A 24,758-nucleotide genomic window follows, 5' to 3' on the forward strand; every position below is an offset into this window, starting at 1 on the left:
ATCCCGTCTCATGACAGGATGTCTCTATTCTTTTTTGGTTTCTTGATGAAAGATATTTTGCCAGGTTTCGTGGCGGCGCCAGATACTGGTATGGACGATACCATCTAACTCATAGCAGATGAGTTTGGTCTTCTGACTGATGGAAGTGATTTGAATGTCCTTGATAGCAGAATTCAAGTCTTTTTCGGCTTTATAAGCCTCTTTATCCATCTGTTCTCCATCTTGGCGAATATAGACAAAATCATCAGCCAAGAGTTCTTCCAGTTGATTTCCTTGGTCAATCAATTGTTCACGCATAAGCAATTTTTTATAGACATTGTCTAAAATTTCATCCTCAGGGATAGGTGCTGGCTCGATATGGATATCGGTATCAAAGACGCCAAAACGTTCCTCCAGCATAGACTCGACCTGATCCGCAATCTCGTGGCTCTCATAAACCGACAAGTCAGGATTCATTTCTAGCGTAATATCAAGGTAGATATTGCTACCGTAGGTACGACCTCTTTGGGACTTAACCTTGCTGATTTTGGGAATTTCCATGATGGCCTTTTGATAATCCTCAAGCAGGCGGTCGTCAAAGCCATCTGAAAGGCTGAAGGAAGACTCGATGAAGATATCATAGGCAGTTTTCAAGATAAAGAAAGTGATGATGATAGCGACCAGTTTATCCACAATGGGATAATTGAAACTGCTAGCCAGGATGGCAATGGTGGTACCAAGTGAGGTAAGAGCATCAGAAAGATTGTCCTTAGCAGCAGCCTTTAGCGCCTTGGAGTTGGATTTCTTACTGAGGCGAGTATTGTAGAGATAAACTAGAAACATAATCGCTGCAGAAATGATTCCTAGAGTTGCACCCAGAGGGTCAATGACTGTTTCTTCACGACTGAGAATCTTTTGAATGGTATCCCTTAGTACATCAAAGCCAACATAAAACATGATGATAGAAGTGACCAAGCTAGCCAAATCTTCAATCTTCCAGTGGCCAAAACGGTGGTCTCGGTCAGCAGGCTGGCGTGCCATCCGGATTCCAATCAAGAGGGCCACATTTCCAATGATGTCCGACACGTTGTTAAAACCATCAGCCACCAAACTGGATGAATGGAGGAGGTGCCCAGTTGCTAATTTGGCTGCAGACAAGATCAAATAGGTTGAAATGCTGATAATGGCCCCACGCTCAGCTAACTTGAGATTTGAGATAGATTGCTTCATTCAACTTCCTTTCTAGTCACATAGCATTCTACCATTATACTGGTTTTCAAGGGAAAATTCAAATAGGACGGATAAAATTAAGAAAATACAAAGCAGAAAATGCTTTTTTTTTTTAGGAAACATGATAAAATGATATCTGGAAGTTTATGCTTTTTTATACAAAAATATTAGCAGATACCAAAGGAGATTATATGAAAACATTGATTGTTATTCCTGCCCTAAATCCTCCACTTGATTTGATTCAATACATAGAAAAATTAAGGCAATCTGGGTTAGAAGATATTCTAATTGTAGATGATGGAAGTAGGTCAGAATGTGGTTATATTTTTGAACAACTAAGAGATAAACAAGGATGTCAGATATTAACCCATGCAAAAAATTTAGGAAAGGGTCGTGCCTTAAAAAATGCCTTTAACTATTTTCTGACAATGCCAAATGTAGAAGAATATAACGGGATTGTCACTGCTGATTCGGATGGACAACATAGGGTTGAAGATGTCTTATCTATGGTAGAGACAATTTCTAATTATCCTGACTCACTCATTTTAGGTTGTCGTGATTTTGATTCTGAAAATGTTCCACCAAAAAGTAAATTTGGGAATAAGCTTACAAAATTAGTATTTAAATTGCTTTATGGTCGAAAAATTACAGATACTCAGACTGGACTTCGAGGATTTCCAAAGGCAATTTTACATGAAATGTTGGAGATTTCAGGTGAACGATTTGAGTATGAGACTAAAATGTTAATCCATACATTTGATAATTCAATTCCCATCAAAGAAATAAGGATTGAAACTATTTACTTTGATGGGAATGCTGAAACTCATTTCAATCCTATTAAAGATTCATTGAGAATTTACAAAGTAATCTTTGCATCATTCTTTAAATATTTGTTATCTTCTCTTTCTTCCTTTTTAGTTGATATTGGATTGTTTCAGTTGTTCCTTTGGCTTTCCCTATCTGTAGGAATTCATAGGGGGGCACTGTTGATTCTATTATCAACTATTTTGGCAAGAATAATTTCATCTTATTTTAATTTTACAATAAATAAGAATTTTGTCTTTGATGGTGAAAAAAGGATTCATAAAACGATTGTGAAATACTATAGCTTGGCTGCTTTCCAAATGTTGTTGTCTGCAGCAATGGTGACAGTTGTTTGGAATATGTTTTCTGGTTCTGAAACAGCTATTAAAATAGTAGTCGATACAATCTTATTTCTCGCCAGTTATCAAGTTCAAAGAAGGTGGGTGTTTAGAGAGAAGGAGTTACTATGCTAATTATTTTTAGAATGCTCTTATTATTTTTATCAATTTTTGGATATTTCAGTTTTTTTAGATTAAAGACGAAAATAGAAGTTTCTTTTATTCCAGTTGTAGTTTTTTCAGGTATTGGGACAATCATCTTTCTTTCAGGTCTTTTGAATATATTGAAGCTGACCTCGATTGTTCTTTTTTGTATAGGAATCTTTCTGAATAAATATTCTCTTTGTTTGATAACTGATAAAAAATATATTCAGCAATCCTTTTGTTTTTTTCTTGCTATGATATTCTTATTTATCCTTTTAAAAGATAATTTATGGATTCATTATGATAATTTTTCACATTGGGGGATAGTAGCTAAAGAAATTGTAACATATAATCAATTTCCTAATTTTCAATCTGACCTAATACAATTTCAAAGTTATGCGACAGGTAGTGCTAGCTTTATTTACTATATGTCAAAAATTACAGGTCTTCATTCTGAAGGATTTATGAGTGTTGCCCAATCTTGGCTAGTACTTAGTGCATGCTTTACATTTTTTGTATGGATTTCTAGAAATTCGAAAAAGTATAGTATCCCAGTCATAATGTTTATCATACTACTCTTTATAGTAAATATTCAGCCCTATGATTTACTTGTAGATACATTGTTGACATCATTAGCATTGGCTACTATCAACATAATTGTCTTTTATCAAAAGAGTTTACAAAAAATAACTTATCAGCTTAGTTTAATTTTTTTATTTTTGATATCTGTAAAAACAAGTGGTATATTTTTTGTGATTTCTGCACTATTTCTCATGATTTTCTATTCTTTTAGGATGAGAAAAGAATTACGGTTTCATATTTGGTTACAAACATTCTATGTAGTTGTTGGGATTGTCTTTGTAAACATTTTATGGAAAGCACATGTTTCTTATGTTTTTATTGCAGGAAATAAGTCAAAACATTCATTTAGTTTAGTGAGTTATAAGGAGAATTTGTTAGATAAAGGAAAAAGCAAAATAATTGAGATAATGTTTCAATATGCTCAACGAATTTTTTCATTTGATAATATTATTTTAATTTTGCTTGTGCTAATAGGGGGAGTTTTAATCTATTGTATTTTAGCTAAAAAGAAAATATTGGGAATAGAGTTAGTCGTTTTTCCTAGCTTAACTTATATTATTTATCATCTTAATTTGTTAGCTATGTACATTGTATCAATGCCCTATGATGAAGCAAAAAATTTAGATAGTTTCAGTAGATATAATATGACAATTGTATTATTTGTTTTGGGGATTATGGTCATTTATTCTTTAAAATACTCAGTACAGCTTTCTAAATATTTTCTCTATATGCTTTCTATTGTATTGATAGCTGTTGCTTTCATTAATAAAGAGGCATTTAATCAATTTATTACAAGTAAATTTACAGCAGATCGTTATAGAATAGAGGAAAGATTAAAAAGTGTATCCTATAAGAAAGGCATTCCTACAGTAGTTCAAATAAAAAGAAAATCACTATCTAAAGGATATTTATGGTTTCTGTTGCGTTATGACTTGCATACAACAGATGTTACTGTAGACTATCTTGATGAAGAAATTTCGAATAATAGAGAAAGTGTTCAAGTATTAACTATTGATTATTGATGAAATAGCAATGGTTAGTCATGATAGTTTCACTGTCTAAGATGATTCAATTCCTTGAAAAATTTTCAAAATTTGGTATAATAGTACTACTCAAGGGAGTAGCTGGCAGAAACCTGTGATAGTGTCGTCATTCCGAATTTTATACTGAAAAGTATGCTTTCCGGCACTATCTTAAACAGCGAGACTTGTTATGATTAACAGGTCTCTTTTTGTTTGTCGTGAAAAGATACGATGAGAAAAAGAGAGCCTGTTTTGCACACAATGTCAAGGAGGAGACACATGTCAAAAGAACAAAAACGCCAAGCGTTTTACACTCAGAGTCCTGAAGAGGTCTTGAAGGCTGTGGATGCGACCGAGCAAGGTTTATCATCAAGTGAGGCGGAAAAGCGCCTTGCTGAATTTGGCCACAATGAACTCGAAGAAGGCGAGAAACGATCAATCCTGGTCAAGTTTATCGAGCAATTTAAGGATTTGATGATTATCATCCTAGTTGCGGCGGCTATCTTGTCAGTTGTGACTTCTGGCGGGGAAGATATCGCAGATGCTATTATCATCCTAGCTGTGGTTATCATCAACGCTGCCTTTGGTGTTTACCAAGAAGGAAAAGCAGAAGAAGCTATCGAAGCCCTCAAATCCATGTCTAGTCCAGCTGCTCGCGTTCTTCGTGATGGGCATATGGCGGAGATTGATTCTAAAGAATTGGTACCAGGCGATATTGTTGCCCTCGAAGCAGGTGACGTGGTGCCAGCAGACCTACGTTTGCTAGAAGCTAACTCTCTTAAAATCGAAGAAGCAGCCCTGACAGGTGAGTCTGTTCCAGTCGATAAAGACTTGACAGTTGAACTTGCTGCAGATGCTGGTATTGGTGACCGTGTCAATATGGCCTTCCAAAACTCAAATGTGACTTATGGTCGTGGTCTTGGTGTTGTTGTCAATACAGGTATGTACACGGAAGTTGGTCATATCGCTGGCATGCTCCAAGATGCGGATGAGACGGATACACCACTCAAACAAAACTTGAATAACCTTTCTAAGGTCTTGACCTATGCTATCTTGGTCATTGCCCTTGTTACGTTTGTAGTTGGTGTCTTCATCCAAGGGAAAAGTTCACTTGGTGAGTTGTTGACTTCTGTTGCCCTTGCCGTTGCAGCCATTCCAGAAGGACTTCCTGCTATCGTTACCATCGTTCTTTCCATTGGTACTCAAGTTTTGGCCAAACGCCATTCCATCGTTCGTAAATTGCCAGCAGTTGAAACACTTGGTTCAACTGAAATCATCGCTTCTGATAAGACTGGTACGCTGACTATGAACAAGATGACAGTCGAAAAAGTCTTCTATGATGCGGTTCTACATGACTCAGCTGACGACATTGAACTAGGTCTTGAAATGCCCCTTCTTCGTTCAGTTGTCTTGGCTAATGATACGAAAATCGATGTGGAAGGCAACCTGATTGGTGACCCAACCGAAACAGCCTTTATCCAATATGCCTTGGACAAGGGCTACGATGTTAAAGGTTTCTTAGAGAAATATCCACGTGTGGCTGAGTTGCCATTTGATTCTGACCGTAAGCTCATGTCAACGGTTCACCCATTGTCAGACGGTCGTTTCCTTGTAGCAGTCAAGGGTGCGCCAGACCAACTTTTGAAACGTTGTGTTCTTCGTGATAAGGCTGGGGATATTGCTCCGATTGACGAGAAGGTTACAAACCTCATTCATACAAACAATTCTGAAATGGCCCACCAAGCCTTACGTGTCCTTGCAGGTGCGTATAAGATTATCGATAGCATTCCAGAAAACCTCACTTCTGAAGAGCTTGAAAATGATTTAATCTTTACTGGTTTGATTGGGATGATTGACCCTGAACGTCCTGAGGCAGCTGAGGCTGTTCGTGTGGCTAAGGAAGCTGGAATCCGTCCAATCATGATTACTGGTGACCATCAAGACACAGCAGAAGCTATTGCTAAACGTTTGGGAATCATTGACGCAAACGATACCGAAAGCCACGTTTTAACTGGTGCTGAGCTCAACGAACTATCTGATGAAGACTTTGAAAAAGTAGTTGGTCAATACTCTGTTTATGCCCGTGTGTCTCCAGAACACAAGGTTCGTATCGTCAAGGCTTGGCAAAAACAAGGTAAAGTCGTTGCCATGACAGGTGACGGTGTCAATGATGCTCCGGCTTTGAAAACAGCAGACATCGGTATCGGTATGGGAATCACTGGTACAGAGGTTTCTAAGGGTGCATCTGACATGATTCTTGCAGATGATAACTTTGCGACTATCATCGTTGCAGTGGAAGAAGGACGTAAGGTCTTCTCAAACATTCAAAAGACTATTCAGTACTTACTTTCCGCCAATACTGCTGAAGTATTGACCATCTTCCTATCAACCTTGTTTGGTTGGGATGTTTTGCAGCCAGTTCATCTTTTGTGGATCAACTTGGTAACGGATACCTTCCCAGCTATTGCTCTTGGTGTTGAACCTGCTGAGCCTGGTGTCATGAACCATAAACCACGTGGACGCAAGGCAAGCTTCTTCTCAGGTGGTGTTTTCAGTTCTATCATCTATCAAGGTGTACTCCAAGCAGCTATTGTTATGAGTGTTTATGGACTTGCCCTTCTTTACCCAGTTCATGTGGGTGACAATCATGCCATTCATGCAGATGCTCTAACGATGGCCTTTGCAACCCTTGGTTTGATTCAGCTCTTCCATGCCTACAATGTCAAATCTGTTTACCAGTCCATCTTGACAGTTGGTCCATTCAAGTCCAAGACCTTCAACTGGTCCATCTTGGTATCCTTCATCCTTCTCATGGCAACAATCATCGTAGAACCGCTTGAAGGAATCTTCCACGTAACCAAACTAGACTTGTCACAATGGGGAATCGTTATGGGCGGAAGCTTCTCAATGATTATTATCGTCGAAATCGTTAAGTTTGTTCAACGTAAACTCGGTTTTGACAAGAATGCGATTTAAAAAAGTCATCTTCGGATGGCTTTTTGCTACAGTTGAGGGAAAGAGCTTGCAGTTATCGGCTTTTGTGCTATAATTGCTATAATATAGTAAAAAACAAGAGGAGTGTGAGGAAGTGGAAAAGAAAATTGTGAAGGATATTTTGTTTTTATCTCAGGTATCTCAACCGGCAAGTCAGGATGATCTGTATCTTGCTAGAGACTTACAAGATACGCTCTTAGCAAATCGAGAAACTTGTGTTGGTCTGGCTGCCAATATGATTGGGGTGAAGAAGCGCGTGATTATCTTTAATCTGGGCTTGGTTCCTGTGGTCATGTTTAACCCAGTGCTCCTGTCCTCTGAAGGACCTTATGAGACAGAGGAAGGCTGTTTGTCCTTGATGGGTGTGAGACCCACTAAGCGTTATGAAACCATAAGGGTGTCCTATCGTGACAGCAAGTGGCAGGAACAGACCATTACCTTGACAGGTTTCCCAGCCCAGATTTGCCAGCATGAACTGGATCACTTGGAAGGACGAATCATTTAGGAGGAAAGTAGATGAAACGGATAATCTTTGAACTTATTTTTATCGCAACGACCTGGTATATCTTTTTACCGCCCCTTAACCTGACCAGCTGGGAATTTCTCTTTTTCTTCTGTGGGCATTTGCTACTTGTAGCAATCTTATTTGGCTTTGGCAAGGGGATCAATCTGGTCAAAACGGTTCATGTGCGCCACGGCAAGGCGGAAGCTGCCTTAAATCTTGAGGGTTTCAAAATCAATCGGTTAGGGAAAATCCTTTTAGCTTCCATTGGAGGGATTCTTCTCTTGGCAGGTTTGGTTTCCTTGGTGACTTCTAGCATTTTTCAGGCTAAAAATTATGCCAATGTAGTCACGGTTACGGAAAAAGACTTTACTGAATTTCCTAAGACTGATACCAGTAAGGTTCCTATCTTAGATAGAAGTACTGCTGAAAAAATTGGTGACCGCTACTTGGGTTCCCTAACAGATAAGGTGTCGCAGTACGTAGCGGCAGACACCTATACCCAATTGACGATTGATGGGAAACCTTATCGAGTGACGCCACTAGAATACGCAGACCCTATCAAATGGTTTAACAATCAGGCCAAGGGAATCGGCGAGTATATCAAGGTGGACATGGTAACTGGAAATGCCAACTTGGTGGACTTGAAGACACCAATCAAGTATTCTGACTCGGAGTATTTTAACCGAGACGTCAAACGTCACCTGCGCTTGAAGTACCCAACCAAAATCTTCAAGACTCCATCTTTTGAGGTGGACGATGAGGGCAATCCTTTCTATGTAGCAACGGTTTACCAAAAGCAATTTGGGCTTGCGGTTCCTCGTCCTGTTTCAGTCATTATATTGGATGCCACAAATGGAGAAACCAAGGAATATAGCTTGGCAGATGTTCCAGAATGGGTGGACAGGGTCTATCCAGCTGAGGAAACCATTGAGCAAATCAACTACAACGGCAAGTACAAGGACGGTTTCTGGAATGCCATGATTTCCAAGAAAAACGTGACCCAGACTACCAAGGGCTATAATTACTTGTCTATCGGCAATGACATCTATCTCTACACTGGCGTTACGTCGGCCAATGCAGATGAAAGTAATCTTGGTTTTATCCTTGAAAATATGCGAACAGGAGAAATCACTAAGTACAGCTTGGCTTCTGCGACCGAAGAATCAGCCCGTGAATCAGCCGAAGGTGCTGTTCAGGAGAAATCCTACAAGGCAACCTTCCCAATCCTCATCAACCTCAATGACAAGCCTCTCTACATCATGGGCTTGAAGGACAATGCTGGCCTGGTCAAAGAGTACGCTTTGGTGGACGCAGTCGAGTACCAAAATGTTATCGTAGCAACGACAGTGGAAGAACTGCTCAGCAAATATGCCAATAAAAATGACCTTGAAATTGACAATGCAACAACAGAAAGCATCAAGGGTGTGGTAGCAGACCTCAAATCAGCTGTTATCAAGGGAGACACCGTCTACTTCTTTAAAGTTGATGGGAAGATTTACAAGGTCAAGGCCTCTGTATCAGATGACCTTCCTTACCTTGAAAATGGTAAAACCTTCGAAGGTCAAGTAGGAAAAGACAATTATCTCAAGACCTTTAAAGTACAGTAAAAACAGCTTTATTTAAGAAATATATGTTATAATAAGGTAAATTAAGCCTAATGGAGGACAAACAAATGGGTTTTTATGTGATGCTTGCTTCAATGCTACTCGGACTGCTCGCTTTGAAGATAGGTTTTTCTCAGTTCAAGGAGAAAAAAGATAAATTCTTATCTATCTTAACAAGTTTAGCTGGCATAGCCCTTGTTCTCGTAGCTGTCTGGTTAGGATGGCCAAAATAAATAGAGAAACCTCGGTCAAACCGAGGTTTTTCAGATGAATTTCTTGGTTGTGGCTAAAAAATATGCTACACTATCAATATGAAAATTTTAATTCCAACAGCAAAAGAAATGAACACAGACTTGCCAAGTATCGAAGCCGCTCCTTTAAAACCAGAAAGTCAGGCCGTGCTGGATGCCTTGGCTCTCTATTCTGCCAGTCAATTGGAGAGTTTCTACAAGGTATCAGCTGAGAAAGGGGCGGAAGAATTTCAAAATATCCAAGCTTTGAAAAGGCAAACTGCTCAACACTATCCAGCCTTGAAACTTTTTGATGGGCTTATGTACCGCAACATTAAGAGAGATAAGCTGACCGAGGCGGAACAAGATTATCTTGAAAATCATGTCTTCATTACCTCGGCTTTGTACGGTGTTGTTCCAGCCTTGTCACCCATGGCTCCTCACCGTTTGGATTTTTTGATGAAATTAAAAGTCGCTGGTAAGACTTTGAAGAGCCATTGGAAGGCAGTCTATGATGAAACTCTGAAGAAGGAAGAAGTGATTTTCTCTCTCTTGTCATCAGAGTTTGAGACTGTATTTTCTAAGGAAATCAGAGTAAAGATGGTGACCTTCAAATTCATGGAGGATAGAGGCGGTCAGCTGAAGATTCACTCAACTATCTCCAAGAAAGCGCGCGGGGCCTTTCTAACAGCTTTAATAGAAAATCAAGTACAAACTGTGGGGGAAGCACGTCGCTTGAACTTTGCTGGATTTGTTTACCGAGAAGATTTGTCACAACCACAGGGATTGGTTTTTGTAAAGGAAGTATAGAAATCAGATATTTTGTATTTGGCAATATGTATCATCAGCTGTTTTAGTTTATAAATGAGAAAAAAAGCGAACAAGCTAGTCTTCTGAGTGTCAGAAAAGTAGTCTTGTTCGCTTTTATTATGTTATACTCTTCGAAAATCTCTTCAAGCCACGTCAGCGTCGCCTTACCGTATATATGTCACTGACTTCGTCAGTTCTATCTACAACCTCAAAGCAGTGCTTTGAGCAGCTTGCGGCTAGCTTCCTAGTTTGCTTTTTGATTTTTATTGAGTGTTAGTTACTTGATAGCTTCGACCAAGTCTTGAGCTTGTTTTTCAAGTGAGTTTAGGACTGTTTCTTCAAGAACCAATTTTCCGTCTGCCCAGGCAGAGTCATTAACACGTGCAGCAGTGAAATCACCAACGCCTTGTGTACGGATAAATGGCAAGAGGTCTTTGTAGATAGCGAAAAGTTGATCGTGCCCTGCATTGGCTACAGATGATACTGTGACAAACTTGTCTTGAAGGGCAGAAACGCCACGTGTATCAGACAAGTCAAGGGCACGAGATAGCCAGTCAAGCAAGTTTTTCACTGTACCAGGGATAGAGAAGTTGTAGACTGGAGAGAAAATCCAGATAGCATCCGCAACGAGAACTGCTTCACGAGCAGCAGCTACAGCTGGATGTGTTGGAACTTCCAAATCTTGGCTGAAGAGAGGAAGGGCTGAATAATCAAGGTAGCTAACTTCCACTTTACCAGCAAGTGCTTTCTCAGCTTCGAGCGCCATTTGGTGGTTAAAAGAACCTTGACGTAGTGATCCGACGATAAATAATACTTTTTTAGACATGATGTGTCTCCTTTTTCTTAAAATTTCGAGAATTCTCTAGTTGTTATAAATTATATTACAACAAAACAAAAGAACTTGCAAGAAATTTGCTCAGAGTTTATTTGAAAATTGTAAAATTTCGGAAACTCTAGTCATTTGTGACTGAAAAAGTAAGAACTGTTTCACTTTCAAAATCGGTTTTGTTTGAAGGGAGAAATAGAATTGGTTGCTCAAAGCACAGCTTTGAGGTTGCAGATAAAGCTGACGTGGTTTGAAGAGATTTTCGAAGAGTATTCTTATATTCACTTGTAATAAAGCTTAATAGATGGTAAAATAGACGAGTGAAAAAAAGACAAAACAAAGCAAAAAATAATCTACTGTGGCAGTATGGTCTAGGGATGACGATTTTGTTTGTGGTTATCAGTGGTTCCTTTCTGTATATGGTTTCTCTTAGCATGAAACCCTATCAAACAGCTAAAAGTGAAGGAGAAAAATTAGCTCAGCAGTATGCAGGATTAGAGCAGGTCGATCAGGTTGATTTATACAATGGCTTGGAATCTTATTACAGCGTTCTTGGTCGTAATAAACAGCAAGAAGCGCTTGCTGTCCTGATTAGTAAAGATGACCATAAGATTTACGTTTATCAGCTAAATCAGGGTATTTCACAAGAAAAAGCAGAAACGGTTTCTAAGGAAAAGGGAGCTGGCGAGATTGACAAGATAACCTTTGGCCGTTATCAAGACAAGCCAATCTGGGAAGTTAAGTCAGGCTCTGATTTTTATTTAGTAGATTTTGAAACAGGAGCATTGGTCAATAAGGAGGGCCTATGAAACTATCCAACCGTGTTTTAGAAATGGAAGAAAGTGTGACTTTGGCTGCTGGAGCCCGTGCCAAAGCACTGAAGGCTGAGGGTAGAGATATTTTGTCTCTAACCTTGGGTGAGCCAGATTTCACTACTCCCAAAAATATCCAAGATGCCGCCATTGCATCGATTCGAGATGGGCGTGCTTCTTTTTATACAGTAACCTCAGGTCTGCCAGAGCTTAAGGCGGTGGTCAATAGCTACTTTGAGCGCTTTTACGGCTATTCTGTAGCGTCAAATCAAGTGACAGTCGCTGCGGGAGCCAAATATTCTCTCTATACCTTCTTTATGGCTGTGGTCAATCCAGGTGATGAAGTCATCATCCCAACCCCATACTGGGTTAGCTATGGAGATCAGGTCAAGATGGCAGAAGGCGTTCCCGTCTTTGTTTCTGCTAAGGAAGACAATCACTTTAAGGTGACCGTAGAGCAGTTAGAAGCAGCTCGCACTGACAAGACCAAGGTTTTGGTGCTGAATTCGCCATCTAATCCCACAGGTATGATTTACACCCGTGAGGAACTCTTGGCAATTGGAAACTGGGCTGTAGAAAATGATATTCTCATCCTAGCAGATGATATCTATGGCCGCTTGGTTTATAATGGTCATGAGTTCACACCGATTTCTAGCCTATCGGAAGCGATTCGCAAGCAAACAGTGGTCATCAATGGTGTGTCTAAAACCTATGCCATGACTGGTTGGCGGATTGGTTATGCCGTTGGAGAAGCAGACATTATCGCTGCCATGTCCAAGATTGCAGGTCAAACAACTTCGAATCCGTCAGCAGTAGCCCAATATGCAGCAGTTGAGGCTCTATCAGGTGAGCAAGATACTGTAGAAAGCATGCGTCAGGCCTTTGAGAAACGTCTTAATACCATCTATCCCCTCCTTGCTGAGGTGCCAGGATTTGAAGTGCTCAAACCGCAAGGAGCTTTCTATCTCTTCCCAAATGTCAAAAAAGCTATGGAGATGAAAGGCTATACAGATGTGACAGATTTTACAACCGCTATCCTAGAAGAAGCCGAAGTGGCCTTGGTAACAGGAGCAGGATTCGGAGCACCAGAAAATGTCCGCCTCAGCTATGCGACAGACCTAGACACGCTTAAAGAAGCAGTTAAACGCTTGAAAGCATTTATGGGTAGTGAGAATGATTGATCATTTTGAGATTAAGGTAAAGGATTTACAAATTTCAGAAGGATTTTATAAGAGTTTTCTCGCTCCTTTGGGCTATAAATTGGCTTTTAAGACTAGTTATCTAATCAGTTTTCTTGCCCCGAACAGCCCTCATCCTGGTGGTGATTTTTGGCTGGCTCAGGGGACACAAGATCCTATTCACTTTGCTTTTTTAGCAGAAAATAAGGAAGAAGTTCAGGCTTGTTATGAGGCTGGTTTAGAGGCAGGTGGGCGAGACAATGGGGCTCCTGATTATCGCAGTGAGCATCCGATTTACTACGCTGCTTTTGTGATTGACCCAGATGGGAACAATATAGAAGTGGTTTGCCATAAAGAATAAAAAAGAAAAAGGAAAAATAATGACAAAACGTGTAACGATTATTGATGTAAAAGACTATGTTGGTCAGGAAGTGACGATTGGCGCTTGGGTTGCCAACAAATCAGGAAAAGGGAAAATTGCCTTCTTGCAATTGCGTGATGGAACAGCCTTCTTCCAAGGTGTGGCTTTTAAACCAAACTTTGTCGAAAAATTTGGTGAAGAAGTAGGACTTGAGAAGTTTGATGTCATCAAACGCTTGAGCCAAGAAACGTCTGTTTATGTGACAGGTATTGTCAAAGAGGACGAACGTTCTAAATTTGGCTATGAGTTGGACATCACAGACATCGAAGTAATCGGTGAATCTCAAGACTACCCAATCACACCAAAAGAACACGGTACAGACTTTTTGATGGACAACCGTCACTTGTGGCTCCGTTCTCGTAAGCAAGTGGCCGTGATGCAAATCCGTAACGCTATTATCCATGCAACTTATGAGTTCTTTGACAAGAACGGTTTCATGAAATTTGACAGCCCAATTCTTTCAGGAAATGCGGCAGAAGATTCAACAGAACTCTTTGAAACGGACTACTTCGGAACGCCAGCCTACTTGAGCCAATCAGGTCAGCTTTACCTAGAAGCAGGCGCTATGGCTCTTGGTCGTGTCTTTGACTTTGGTCCAGTTTTCCGTGCTGAAAAATCAAAAACGCGCCGTCACTTGACCGAGTTCTGGATGATGGATGCAGAGTACTCATACTTGACACATGATGAGTCGCTTGACTTGCAAGAAGCTTATGTGAAAGCTCTTCTACAAGGTGTTCTTGACCGTGCGCCTCAAGCCTTGGAAACCTTGGAACGTGATACAGAGCTCTTGAAACGCTACATTGCAGAGCCATTCAAACGTATCACTTACGATCAAGCCATTGACCTCTTGCAAGAACATGAGAATGATGAAGACGCTGACTACGAACATCTTGAGCATGGTGATGACTTTGGTTCACCACATGAAACTTGGATTTCAAACCACTTTGGTGTGCCAACTTTTGTCATGAACTACCCAGCAGCCATCAAGGCCTTCTATATGAAACCAGTTCCTGGAAATCCAGAGCGCGTGTTTTGTGCAGACTTGCTTGCTCCAGAAGGTTACGGAGAAATCATCGGTGGTTCTATGCGTGAGGAAGACTATGATTCCCTTGTCGCTAAGATGGATGAACTTGGCATGGACCGTACAGAGTATGAATTCTACCTTGACCTTCGTAAATACGGTACAGTTCCACACGGTGGATTTGGTATCGGTATCGAGCGTATGGTAACCTTCGCAGCAGGAACAAAACATATCCGTGAAGCCATTCCATTCCCACGTATGTTGCACCGTATTAAACCGTAAGAATAGGAAAACGCCCATGTGGCGTTTTTTCGCATATCAGAGTTTTTACTTGCGTAAAAAAAATTTTTCTAGTATAATAGTTTATTGTGAGCGAACCTCACTTACCCCTTGCAAAGTCTTGGGGTCATTAGACCAAAAGGAGGAACATATCAATGGCTAAATACGAAATTCTTTATATCATTCGTCCAAACATTGAAGAAGAAGCTAAAAACGCTTTGGTAGCACGTTTTGACTCTATTTTGACTGACAACGGTGCAACTGTTGTTGAATCAAAATCTTGGGAAAAACGCCGTCTTGCATACGAAATCAAAGATTTCCGTGAAGGACTTTACCACATCGTTAACGTTGAAGCAAACGACGATGCAGCTCTTAAAGAGTTTGACCGTCTTTCAAAAATTAACGCTGACATTCTTCGTCACATGATCGTCAAAATTGACGCGTAAGAAGGTAAACTATGATTAACAATGTTGTACTTGTAGGGCGCATGACACGTGACGCTGAGTTGCGTTATACCCCATCAAATGTAGCAGTTGCGACTTTTACTCTTGCAGTAAACCGTACATTTAAGAGTCAAAATGGCGAACGTGAGGCTGATTTTATCAATGTCGTTATGTGGCGTCAACAGGCTGAGAACCTTGCTAATTGGGCTAAAAAAGGCTCACTTATCGGGGTGACAGGCCGTATCCAGACTCGTAGTTACGATAACCAGCAAGGACAACGTATCTACGTGACAGAGGTCGTGGCTGAGAATTTCCAAATGTTAGAAAGCCGTAGTGTGCGTGAAGGTCATACAGGTGGAGCTTACTCTGCACCAACTGCAAACTATTCAGCGCCTACAAATTCAGTACCAGACTTTTCACGTGATGAAAATCCATTTGGAACAACAAATCCATTGGATATTTCAGATGATGATTTACCATTCTAATGGACAACTAAACTTATAAAGGAGAAAAAACATGCCTCAACAACGTCGTGGCGGATTCAAACGCCGTAAAAAAGTTGATTACATCGCAGCAAACAAAATTGAATATGTTGATTACAAAGATACTGAGCTTCTTAGCCGTTTCGTTTCAGAACGTGGGAAAATCCTTCCTCGTCGTGTAACAGGAACTTCAGCTAAAAACCAACGTAAAGTAACAACAGCTATCAAACGCGCTCGCGTAATGGCTTTGATGCCTTTCGTAAACGAAGATTAAAAAAAGAGGTCCGGGTGGACCTTTTTTTGGCTCTTTGTCAACTGTAGTGGGTTGAAGTCAGCTAAGCTCGAGAAAGGACAAATTTCGTCCTTTCTTTTTTGATGTTCAAAGCGATAAAAATCCGTTTTTTGAAGTTTTCAAAGTTCCGAAAACCAAAGGCATTGCGCTTGATAAGTTTGATGAGATTATTGGTCGCTTCCAGTTTGGCATTAGAATAGTGTAGTTGAAGGGCGTTGACAATCTTTTCTTTATCTTTGAGGAAGGTTTTAAAGACAGTCTGAAAAAGAGGATGAACCTGCTTTAGATTGTCCTCAATAAGCCCGAAAAATTTCTCTGGTTCCTTATTCTGGAAGTGAAAAAGCAAGAGCTGATAGTGGTGTTTCAAGTCTTCTGAATAGCTCAAAAGCTTGTTTAAAATCTCTTTATTGGTTAAGTGCATACGAAAAGTAGGACGATAAAAACGTTTATCGCTCAATTTACGGCTATCCTGTTGAATGAGTTTCCAGTAGCGCTTGATAGCCTTGTATTCATGGGATTTTCGATGAAACTGATTCATGATTTGGACACGCACACGACTCATGGCACGGCTGAGATGTTGGATAATATGGAAACGATTTAGAACGATTTTAGCACACGGAAAAAGCTGTTTAGCCAAGTCATAGTAAGGACTAAACATATCCATCGTAATGATTTTCACTTGACAACGAACGGCTCTATCGTAGCGAAGAAAGTGATTTCGGATGACAGCTTGTGTTCTGCCTTCAAGAACAGTGATAATATTAAGATTATCAAAATCTTGCGCAATGAAACTCATCTTTCCCTTAGTGAAGGCATACTCATCCCAAGACATAATCTTTGGAAGCCGAGAAAAATCATGCTCAAAGTGAAAGTCATTGAGCTTGCGAATGACAGTTGAAGTTGAAATGGAAAGCTGATGGGCAATATCAGTCATAGACATTTTTTCAATTAACTTTTGAGCAATTTTTTGGTTGATGATACGAGGGATTTGGTGATTTTTCTTTACCAGGGGAGTCTCAGCAACCATCATTTTTGAACAGTGATAGCACTTGAAACGGCGTTTTCTAAGGAGAATTCTAGAAGGCATACAGTTGTTTCGAGGTAAGGGATTTTAGACGGTTTTTGAAAGTCATATTTCTTCATTAGACTTCCACAATCAGGGCAAGATGGAGCCTCATAATCCAGCTTAGCGATAATTTCTTTGTGGGTATCCATATTGATGATATCTAGAATCTTGATGTTTGGGTCTTTAATATCGAGCAGTTTTGTGATAAAATGTAATTGTTCCATATGAATCTTTCTAATGATGGTTTTGTCGCTTTTCATTATAGGTCATATGGGACTTTTTTTCTACAACAAAATAGGCTCCATAATATCTATAAGGGATTTACCCACTACAAATATTATAGAGCCCTCTTTTTCAGACCCGGTTGGGTCTTTTTTCACAAGTTTTGAAATGAGAGAGCGAGTTAGGCTCAGTGGCTCCCTTTTTACGAGTTTGAAAACAAGAGAACACATTAAAAGCACGATGGAGCTTTTTCATAAATATGTCTCTTTTCTCATCCAAGAAATTAAAATAAAAATGATAAACTTTTTGAAAATAGGGGATTTGCCTACTTTATGATATAATGGAAAGAGTTAGATTGAAAGAGGTAGTGAGATGGACGCGAAATTAAGATACAAGGCAAAGAAGATCAAGATTGTCTTTTTTGATATTGATGATACATTGCGGAATTCAAAGACAGGGTTTATTCCAACTACAATCCCCACTGTTTTTAAACAGTTGCGTGAAAAAGGAATTTTAACAGGAATCGCCTCTGGACGTGGCATTTTTGGTGTTGTTCCAGAGATTCGTGATCTCAAGCCTGACTTTTTTGTAACTTTGAATGGGGCTTATATCGAAGATAAAAAAGGTCAGGTCATTTATCAGCATCAGATTGAAAAGTCAGATGTTGAGGAGTATATCTCTTGGGCTAAGCAAGAAGGAATTGAGTATGGCTTGGTTGGGAGTCATGATGCCAAGTTGTCGACTCGCACCGATATGATGAGTGAAGCTATCAATCCAATTTATCCCGACTTAGATGTAGATCCCGATTTCCATGAAAAAGAAGATATCTATCAGATGTGGACTTTTGAAGATAAGGGAGATGACTTGCACTTGCCTGACAGTCTCTCAGACAAACTTCGCATGGTTCGTTGGCATCAACATTCGTCTGATATTGTGCCGATTTCAGGCTCCAAAGCGACGGGGGTGGAAAAGGTTGTGGAATACCTTGGCTTGAAACCAGAGAAGGTCATGGTTTTTGGAGATGGTCTCAACGACTTGGAACTCTTTGATTATGCTGGAATCAGCGTTGCCATGGGAATTTCTCATGATAAAATCAAAGAAAAAGCAGATTATATTACAAAAACATTAGAAGAAGATGGCATTTTTGATGCCTTAGAAGTATTTGGTATGGTAGAAAAAGAATTGCATTTTCCACAAGTAGACATTGAAACAGTAGAAGGTCCTCTTGCGACTACTAAGACCAATCACGGAGACTTACGTATCAAGCTTTTCCCTGAACATGCTCCTAAAACAGTGGCTAACTTTGTATCTCTTTCAAAAGATGGCTACTATGATGGTGTCATTTTCCACCGTATTATCAAGGACTTTATGATCCAAGGTGGAGACCCAACTGGAACTGGTATGGGTGGCCAGTCAATCTACGGCGAATCTTTTGAGGATGAATTCTCAGAAGAGCTTTACAATATCCGTGGTGCTCTTTCCATGGCAAATGCTGGTCCAAATACCAACGGCAGCCAGTTCTTTATCGTGCAAAACCAACACCTACCTTATTCTAAGAAAGAAATTACTCGTGGTGGTTGGCCAGAACCGATTGCAGAAATCTATGCCAATCAAGGTGGGACACCTCACCTAGACCGCCGTCACACGGTTTTTGGTCAGTTAGCTGATGAAGCATCTTACGCTGTCTTGGATGCCATTGCTGCTGTTGAGACAGGAGCTATGGACAAGCCAGTTGAAGATGTTGTAATTGAAACTATTGAAATCGAGGACTAAGATGAAAATCGGTGATAAGCTAAAGGGGCGTATTACAGGGATTCAGCCCTACGGTGCCTTTGTTGAGCTAGAGACAGGTGATACGGGTCTGATTCACATTTCAGAGATTCGGACTGGCTTTATTGAAAATATTCATGACGCCTTGAAAGTCGATGAAGAGGTTCTGGTTCAGGTAGTGGATTTAGATGAATTTACAGGGAAAGCTAGTCTTTCTATCCGCACTTTGGAGGAAGAAAAGCACCAGTTTCCGAGACGGAGACGCTTTTCAAGCGACCGCTTTAACTACGGCTTTGCGCCTCTTAAACGAATGATGCCAATTTGGACTAGAGAAGCCTTGCACTATTTAAAAAAGAAGAAGTAGTTTAGAATTTTATATTTTTTGTAATGTTAATATAAATCTGCTATAATAGAACCATGGAAGAAGAACAATTATTAAAATCAGGGGAGCGCATTAACCAGCTCTTCTCAACAGATATCAAAATTATTCAAAATAGAGAGGTTTTTAGCTATTCGGTGGATAGTGTTCTCTTGTCACGCTTTCCACGTTTTCCTAAAAAGGGCTTGATAGTGGATTTCTGCGCTGGGAATGGAGCAGTGGGGCTATTTGCTAGCACTCGTACTCAGGCACAGATTTTGGCTGTTGAGATTCAGGAGCGTTTGGCGGATATGGCTGAACGCTCTGTCCGTTTGAATGGTTTAGAAGAGCAGATGCAGGTCATCTGTGATGATTTGAAAAATATGCCTTCTCATATACAGGGAAGTAAGGTGGATATGATTTTGTGTAATCCACCCTATTTCAAGGTGGATCCTCATTCCAATCTGAACGAGAGTGAACATTATCTCTTGGCTCGCCACGAAATCACGACCAATTTGCAGGAAATCTGTCGCAGTGCCCAGAGTATTCTCAAATCTAATGGACGTTTGGCTATGGTTCATCGTCCTGATCGACTTCTGGATATTTTGGATACGTTACAACGGCATAATCTAGCTCCTAAGCGCCTGCAATTTGTCTATCCAAAAAGAGAAAAGGAAGCCAATATGCTTTTGATTGAGGCTATCAAGGATGGTTCAACAAGCGGCTTTAAGGTCTTGCCACCTCTCATTGTCCACAATGATGATGGCTCTTATACGCCTGAACTCGAAGAGATTTATTATGGATCATAAGGCTTATATGTATGTGCTGGAGTGTCGTGATGGTTCCTACTATACGGGTTATACGACTGACGTGAGAAAACGCCTCGCTGTCCACAATAGTGGGAAGGGAGCCAAATATACACGAGCACGATTGCCAGTCAAACTTATCTATGCTCAAGGTTTTGCCAGTAAGGAAGAAGCCATGTCGGCAGAAGCCCTTCTCAAGCGTAAGAAGAGGCCACAGAAGGAAAGATTTTTATCTGAAAATCAAGATAGAAATTTACTTATACTCAATGAAAATTAAAGAGCAAACTAGGAAGCTAGCCGTAGGTTGCTCAAAGCACTGCTTTGAGGTTGTGGATAGAACTGACGAGGTCAGTACCCATACCTACGGCAAGGCGAAGCTGACGTGGTTTGAAGAGATTTTCGAAGAGTATCAGTTATTTTGAAGAATCGTGAGGAGTCCTTTGACTCCTCTTACTTTTGTCAAAAAGCGAAAAAAATGCTACAATAAAGAGAATAAACAAAATGAGGTATTATCATGTCTAAGATTCTAGTATTTGGTCACCAAAATCCAGACTCAGATGCCATCGGGTCATCTGTAGCCTTTGCCTACCTTGCAAAAGAAGCTTACGGTTTGGATACGGAAGCTGTTGCCCTTGGAACTCCAAATGAAGAAACAGCCTTTGTCTTGAACTATTTTGGTGTAGAAGCACCGCGTGTTATCACTTCTGCTAAAGCAGAAGGAGCAGAGCAAGTTATCCTGACTGACCACAATGAATTCCAACAATCTGTATCAGATATCGCTGAAGTAGAAGTTTATGGTGTTGTGGACCACCACCGCGTGGCTAACTTTGAAACTGCAAGCCCACTCTACATGCGTTTGGAGCCAGTTGGTTCAGCGTCTTCAATCGTTTACCGTATGTTCAAAGAACATGGTGTAGCTGTTCCTAAAGAGATTGCTGGTTTGATGCTTTCAGGTTTGATTTCAGATACCCTTCTTTTGAAATCACCAACAACACACCCAACAGATACAGTCATTGCTCCTGAATTGGCTGAATTAGCTGGTGTCAACTTGGAAGAATATGGTCTTGCAATGCTTAAGGCTGGTACAAACTTGGCTAGCAAATCTGCTGAAGAATTGATTGACATCGATGCTAAGACTTTTGAATTGAATGGAAATAATGTCCGTGTTGCCCAAGTAAACACAGTGGACATCGCGGAAGTATTGGAACGCCAAGCAGAAATTGAAGCTGCAATGCAAGCTGCCAACACAGCAAACGGCTACTCTGACTTTGTCTTGATGATTACAGACATCGTCAACTCAAACTCAGAAATCCTAGCACTTGGTGCTAATATGGGCAAGGTTGAAGCAGCTTTCAACTTTAAACTTGCAGACAACCACGCCTTCCTTGCTGGTGCCGTTTCACGTAAGAAACAAGTGGTACCTCAATTGACTGAAAGCTTCAATGCTTAAGATTTTGAGTGTCAGTTCAAAATCGGAAAGGCTAGTTTGCCTTATATCGAAAGGAGTTTCAGCTCCTTTTTTTCTAGGAGTGAAGCATGTTAGAAAATGGTGATTTAATTTTTGTGAGGGATCTTTCAGATATGGGACAGGCAATCCAGACTTCCACAGGCAACTATAACCATGTTGCCATTTATTTGGATGGGATGATTTACCATGCTAGTGGAAAATTTGGTGTAGTCTGTCAAGAACCAGCAGACTTCTTTGAGTCTAATCACTTGTACGACCTCTATGTCTACCCAGAAATGGATATCCAGTCGGTGAAGGAAAGAGCTTGCAAACATCTAGGGGCTCCCTACAATGCTTCTTTCTATCCAGATGGAGTTGGTTTCTATTGTTCTCAGTACATGGCAGAAATTCTCCCCATTTTTGAAAACATACCTATGAAATTTGGGGATGGGGAGCAGGCGATTAGTGATTTTTGGAGGGAGTATTACAGAGAACTAGGTCTGCCTGTTCCTCTGAACCAAGCTGGGACCAATCCCAGTCAGTTGGCAGCATCGCCTCTGTTAAAATGTAAAGAAAGGAATCTTCATGATTCAGATTTTTAATCCATCTCGTTTGACGAGACAGCCATTTTTTGGAGAACTGATCCGCTATCTGGATCAGCATGAGGATGTGATTTTACGGGAAATCAAGGCTCAATTTCCAGAAGTGACAGTTGATAAACTCATGGAAGAGTATATAAAGGCAGGCTGGATTCTACGGGAAAATAAGCGCTATTACCTTAATCTTCCTATGCTTGAATCACTTGATAGTCTTGAACTGGATCAAGAGATTTTTGTTAGCGAAGATAGTCCGACCTATCAAGCCTTGTTGGAGCAGCGTTTTGAGACGGAATTACGAAATCAAACCAATGCTGCTATTTTAGTTGAAAAGACGGACTTTGCGCGCACTAAAATGACCCTGTCTAATTATTTCTACAAGGTCAAACATCAGTATCCTTTGACAGAAAAACAGCAGGAACTCTATGCCATTTTGGGGGATGTTAATCCTGAGTATGCTCTCAAATACATGACGACTTTTTTGTTGAAATTTCTCAAAAAAGACCAGCTTATGCAGAAACGCCGTGACATCTTTGTGGACAGTTTGGTCATCTTGGGCTATATTGTCCAAAATGAAGATGGAAAGTATGAGTTGGCTGTCGATTTTGATAAGGAAAGATTAACTTTCTATTTAGTGTGATTGCTTTTTCTGAGCACATTGTTTGACTTTATCTATCGATAAGTTTATACTAATGTAACCGATAACACATATCGGAATAAAACTAAAGGAGACAATCATATGTCACTTGAAAACAAATTAGAACAAGCAACAGGCGCTGTCAAAGAAGGTTTTGGTAAAGTTACTGGAGACAGCAAGACAGAACTTGAAGGAGCTGTTGAAAAAACAGTTGCTAAGGCAAAAGACGTTGTAGAAGACGCTAAAGGTGCTGTAGAAGGTGCCGTTGAAGGTTTGAAAAACGCTTTTAAATAAAGATAGAAAAAATCAAGGGTTTCGTTTCCCTTGATTTTTTTACGATCCTTATAAATAATTTTCTGCGACAGCTGCATCTCCTGGATAGGCTTCTTTTTTGCCTTGAACGATTTGGTAGCAATCGGCTCCCTTACCAGCAATAATAACTGCATCTAATTCGTGATTTGTGATAGCCATAGCTGCCTTGATGGCTTCTTGGCGATCCGCAATTTTTTCAACAGGATGATTGATGTAGCTACTAATTTCATCCGCAATGGTCATTGGGTCTTCATAGTTAGGGTCATCAGCAGTCAGAAAGACTTGAATCTCAGGATGTTGATTGAGGAGAAGTCCAAAGTCCTTGCGACGACTTTCTCCCTTATTTCCTGTCGAACCGAGAACCAGAGCAATCTTTCCAGTTTGATGAGTTTCAACCACATTGATGAGTTTTGTCAGACTATCTCCATTGTGGGCGTAGTCGATGAAGACCTTGGCTCCATTTTTCTGAGTGAGGACTTCCATACGACCAGGAACGCGGGTTGCAGCGATTCCTTTTTTGATGTCCTCAAGACTAGCTCCGAGACGGAGGCAAGCAAGTCCAGCAGCAACGGCATTTTCTTGGTTGAAGTGACCAATCAGTTGGATATCATAGTCTCCAGCCAGTTTACCCGTAGCTGAAAAGCTAAAGGCTTTGGAATTCTCGATTTGGTTATCAGATTGGCTACCATAGAAATCATGGTCTTGATCTGCCACTTGTTCTTTCAAGACAGAAAAGTGATCCATGTCACTGTTAATGATGACTGCTCGGCTATTTTCCATCAAGAGACGCTTGTGGTAGAAATAGTCTTCAAAGCTAGGGTGTTCAATCGGGCCGATATGGTCTGGGCTGATATTGAGGAAAACTCCCACATCAAAGGTTAGGCCATAGACACGTTTGACCAGATAGGCTTGGCTGGAAACTTCCATGATGAGGTGGGTACGATCATTTTGCACAGCTTGATTCATCATGTCAAAGAGGTCAATACTCTCAGGAGTTGTCAATGCAGACTTAAAGAAAGTCTTGCCATCTAAAGTTGTATTCATAGTCGACAACATTGCAGGTCGATGCCCTTGAGATAAGATGTTATAAGCGAAATAGGCTGCTGTTGTCTTACCCTTGGTTCCAGTAAAGGCGAGGAGTTTGAGTTTTTCCTGTGGATTTCCATAAAATTCCATAGCAATCAAACTCATGGCTTTCTTAATGTCGTTCACAATGATGACAGGGATACCGACTTCGTAGTCCTTTTCAGCTATATACCAACCGAGTCCTTGAGAGATGGCAGAAAGCAGAAATTCCTTCTTAAAGGCAGCACCCTTGACGAAAAATAGGCTCTTTTCTTTGGCCTTGTGGCTGTCATAGCAGATGGTGTCAAACGCGATATGGCTGTAGTTGTAGTGATAGTGTCCTTGGTCGATAATCTCACGGAAGAGACCATCTTTCTTTAAAATATCTAATACGGTTTCAATCTTTATCATACTTTCTATTGTAAACCGAAAGTCGTAAATTTACAAGTAACAAGGAAAAGTTTATAATGGAAGATAAGGAGT

Annotated in this window: 26 protein-coding genes; 22 read left to right on the plus strand and 4 right to left on the minus strand. The window is 40.4% G+C overall.

The features are described 5' to 3' along the window. Positions 1 to 24: 24 nt before the first annotated feature. A complete protein-coding gene (mntE, locus tag HT698_RS03940; protein WP_173218136.1) occupies positions 25 to 1,209 on the minus strand; it encodes a CDF family manganese efflux transporter MntE in 1,185 nt (394 codons plus the stop codon). 191 nt (positions 1,210 to 1,400) lie between these two features. Here mntE and HT698_RS03945 point away from each other — a divergent pair, with 191 nt between their 5' ends. From HT698_RS03945 to yaaA, 7 genes are all read left to right on the plus strand, one after another. After that, a complete protein-coding gene (locus HT698_RS03945) occupies positions 1,401 to 2,486 on the plus strand; it encodes a bifunctional glycosyltransferase family 2/GtrA family protein (protein WP_173218134.1) in 1,086 nt (361 codons plus the stop codon). Next, complete coding sequence (locus HT698_RS03950; RefSeq protein WP_173218132.1) at positions 2,480 to 4,099, plus strand: hypothetical protein; 1,620 nt, start codon at positions 2,480 to 2,482, stop codon at positions 4,097 to 4,099. The genes HT698_RS03945 and HT698_RS03950 overlap by 7 nt, the downstream gene beginning before the upstream one ends. Positions 4,100 to 4,378: 279 nt before the next feature. Then, positions 4,379 to 7,075, plus strand: a complete 2,697-nt coding sequence (locus HT698_RS03955; protein ID WP_173218131.1) for a cation-translocating P-type ATPase — start codon at positions 4,379 to 4,381, stop codon at positions 7,073 to 7,075. Positions 7,076 to 7,187: 112 nt separating this feature from the next. Then, positions 7,188 to 7,598, plus strand: a complete 411-nt coding sequence (locus HT698_RS03960; RefSeq protein WP_173218129.1) for a peptide deformylase — start codon at positions 7,188 to 7,190, stop codon at positions 7,596 to 7,598. Between the two features lie 11 nt (positions 7,599 to 7,609). After that, complete coding sequence (locus tag HT698_RS03965; protein WP_173218127.1) at positions 7,610 to 9,205, plus strand: hypothetical protein; 1,596 nt, start codon at positions 7,610 to 7,612, stop codon at positions 9,203 to 9,205. Positions 9,206 to 9,270: 65 nt separating this feature from the next. Continuing rightward, positions 9,271 to 9,435: a YczI family protein gene (locus HT698_RS03970; protein WP_031227831.1), complete on the plus strand. Its 165-nt coding sequence runs from the start codon at positions 9,271 to 9,273 to the stop codon at positions 9,433 to 9,435. A gap of 78 nt (positions 9,436 to 9,513) precedes the next feature. Beyond that, positions 9,514 to 10,242 (plus strand): peroxide stress protein YaaA, encoded by a 729-nt coding sequence (yaaA, locus tag HT698_RS03975; RefSeq protein ID WP_173218125.1) that lies wholly within the window; start codon positions 9,514 to 9,516, stop codon positions 10,240 to 10,242. Positions 10,243 to 10,519: 277 nt separating this feature from the next. Here yaaA and HT698_RS03980 read toward each other — a convergent pair whose 3' ends face one another. After that, positions 10,520 to 11,068 (minus strand): NADPH-dependent FMN reductase, encoded by a 549-nt coding sequence (locus HT698_RS03980; protein WP_050251148.1) that lies wholly within the window; start codon positions 11,066 to 11,068, stop codon positions 10,520 to 10,522. A 320-nt stretch (positions 11,069 to 11,388) separates the two neighbouring features. Here HT698_RS03980 and HT698_RS03985 point away from each other — a divergent pair, with 320 nt between their 5' ends. The 7 genes from HT698_RS03985 (at position 11,389) to rpsR (ending at position 15,978) form a co-directional block, all read left to right on the plus strand. Next, complete coding sequence (locus HT698_RS03985) at positions 11,389 to 11,877, plus strand: DUF5590 domain-containing protein (RefSeq protein ID WP_050251149.1); 489 nt, start codon at positions 11,389 to 11,391, stop codon at positions 11,875 to 11,877. After that, positions 11,874 to 13,061: a pyridoxal phosphate-dependent aminotransferase gene (locus tag HT698_RS03990; protein ID WP_050251150.1), complete on the plus strand. Its 1,188-nt coding sequence runs from the start codon at positions 11,874 to 11,876 to the stop codon at positions 13,059 to 13,061. The genes HT698_RS03985 and HT698_RS03990 overlap by 4 nt, the downstream gene beginning before the upstream one ends. Further along, complete coding sequence (locus tag HT698_RS03995) at positions 13,054 to 13,419, plus strand: VOC family protein (RefSeq protein WP_050251151.1); 366 nt, start codon at positions 13,054 to 13,056, stop codon at positions 13,417 to 13,419. The genes HT698_RS03990 and HT698_RS03995 overlap by 8 nt, the downstream gene beginning before the upstream one ends. A 16-nt stretch (positions 13,420 to 13,435) precedes the next feature. Then, positions 13,436 to 14,782 carry an asparagine--tRNA ligase gene (gene asnS / locus HT698_RS04000; protein ID WP_173218166.1) on the plus strand — a complete coding sequence of 449 codons (1,347 nt, stop codon included), beginning with the start codon at positions 13,436 to 13,438 and terminating at the stop codon, positions 14,780 to 14,782. 152 nt (positions 14,783 to 14,934) lie between these two features. Beyond that, on the plus strand, positions 14,935 to 15,225 hold the full coding sequence (gene rpsF / locus HT698_RS04005; protein WP_001151777.1) for a 30S ribosomal protein S6: 291 nt from the start codon (positions 14,935 to 14,937) through the stop codon (positions 15,223 to 15,225). 11 nt (positions 15,226 to 15,236) lie between these two features. Continuing rightward, positions 15,237 to 15,707, plus strand: a complete 471-nt coding sequence (ssbA, locus tag HT698_RS04010; protein WP_000609599.1) for a single-stranded DNA-binding protein SsbA — start codon at positions 15,237 to 15,239, stop codon at positions 15,705 to 15,707. A 31-nt stretch (positions 15,708 to 15,738) separates the two neighbouring features. Continuing rightward, positions 15,739 to 15,978 carry a 30S ribosomal protein S18 gene (gene rpsR / locus HT698_RS04015; protein ID WP_173218123.1) on the plus strand — a complete coding sequence of 80 codons (240 nt, stop codon included), beginning with the start codon at positions 15,739 to 15,741 and terminating at the stop codon, positions 15,976 to 15,978. Between the two features lie 61 nt (positions 15,979 to 16,039). Here rpsR and HT698_RS04020 read toward each other — a convergent pair. Then, a protein-coding gene (locus HT698_RS04020; RefSeq protein ID WP_173218120.1) for an ISL3 family transposase occupies positions 16,040 to 17,286 on the minus strand; the annotation gives its coding sequence in 2 pieces (ribosomal slippage) (positions 16,040 to 17,085 and positions 17,085 to 17,286; 1,248 coding nt in all). Between the two features lie 370 nt (positions 17,287 to 17,656). Here HT698_RS04020 and HT698_RS04025 point away from each other — a divergent pair. The 8 genes from HT698_RS04025 (at position 17,657) to HT698_RS04060 (ending at position 23,192) form a co-directional block, all read left to right on the plus strand. Further along, positions 17,657 to 19,057 carry a bifunctional Cof-type HAD-IIB family hydrolase/peptidylprolyl isomerase gene (locus tag HT698_RS04025; protein ID WP_173218118.1) on the plus strand — a complete coding sequence of 467 codons (1,401 nt, stop codon included), beginning with the start codon at positions 17,657 to 17,659 and terminating at the stop codon, positions 19,055 to 19,057. A gap of 1 nt (position 19,058) precedes the next feature. Further along, the gene (locus HT698_RS04030) at positions 19,059 to 19,418 is read left to right on the plus strand and encodes a S1 RNA-binding domain-containing protein (protein WP_173218116.1); all 360 of its coding nucleotides are present in this window, start codon (positions 19,059 to 19,061) and stop codon (positions 19,416 to 19,418) included. A gap of 53 nt (positions 19,419 to 19,471) precedes the next feature. Next, positions 19,472 to 20,221, plus strand: a complete 750-nt coding sequence (locus HT698_RS04035) for a tRNA1(Val) (adenine(37)-N6)-methyltransferase (RefSeq protein ID WP_173218114.1) — start codon at positions 19,472 to 19,474, stop codon at positions 20,219 to 20,221. Beyond that, complete coding sequence (locus HT698_RS04040) at positions 20,211 to 20,495, plus strand: GIY-YIG nuclease family protein (RefSeq protein WP_061439582.1); 285 nt, start codon at positions 20,211 to 20,213, stop codon at positions 20,493 to 20,495. The genes HT698_RS04035 and HT698_RS04040 overlap by 11 nt, the downstream gene beginning before the upstream one ends. 237 nt (positions 20,496 to 20,732) lie before the next feature. Beyond that, positions 20,733 to 21,668 (plus strand): manganese-dependent inorganic pyrophosphatase, encoded by a 936-nt coding sequence (locus HT698_RS04045; RefSeq protein WP_164226750.1) that lies wholly within the window; start codon positions 20,733 to 20,735, stop codon positions 21,666 to 21,668. A gap of 86 nt (positions 21,669 to 21,754) precedes the next feature. Then, positions 21,755 to 22,267 (plus strand): YiiX/YebB-like N1pC/P60 family cysteine hydrolase, encoded by a 513-nt coding sequence (locus tag HT698_RS04050; protein WP_164226749.1) that lies wholly within the window; start codon positions 21,755 to 21,757, stop codon positions 22,265 to 22,267. Continuing rightward, a complete protein-coding gene (locus tag HT698_RS04055; protein ID WP_164226748.1) occupies positions 22,251 to 22,901 on the plus strand; it encodes a DUF1803 domain-containing protein in 651 nt (216 codons plus the stop codon). Before HT698_RS04050 ends, HT698_RS04055 begins: the two co-directional genes overlap by 17 nt. 99 nt (positions 22,902 to 23,000) lie before the next feature. Continuing rightward, on the plus strand, positions 23,001 to 23,192 hold the full coding sequence (locus tag HT698_RS04060; RefSeq protein ID WP_000051193.1) for a CsbD family protein: 192 nt from the start codon (positions 23,001 to 23,003) through the stop codon (positions 23,190 to 23,192). Between the two features lie 48 nt (positions 23,193 to 23,240). On the opposite strand, the gene HT698_RS04065 is transcribed toward HT698_RS04060, so the two are convergent. Continuing rightward, complete coding sequence (locus HT698_RS04065; protein ID WP_164226747.1) at positions 23,241 to 24,686, minus strand: UDP-N-acetylmuramoyl-L-alanyl-D-glutamate--L-lysine ligase; 1,446 nt, start codon at positions 24,684 to 24,686, stop codon at positions 23,241 to 23,243. Between the last annotated feature and the right edge of the window lie 72 nt (positions 24,687 to 24,758).

The sequence above is a fragment of the Streptococcus sp. 3109 genome, from assembly GCF_013276905.1.
GTDB lineage: Bacteria > Bacillota > Bacilli > Lactobacillales > Streptococcaceae > Streptococcus.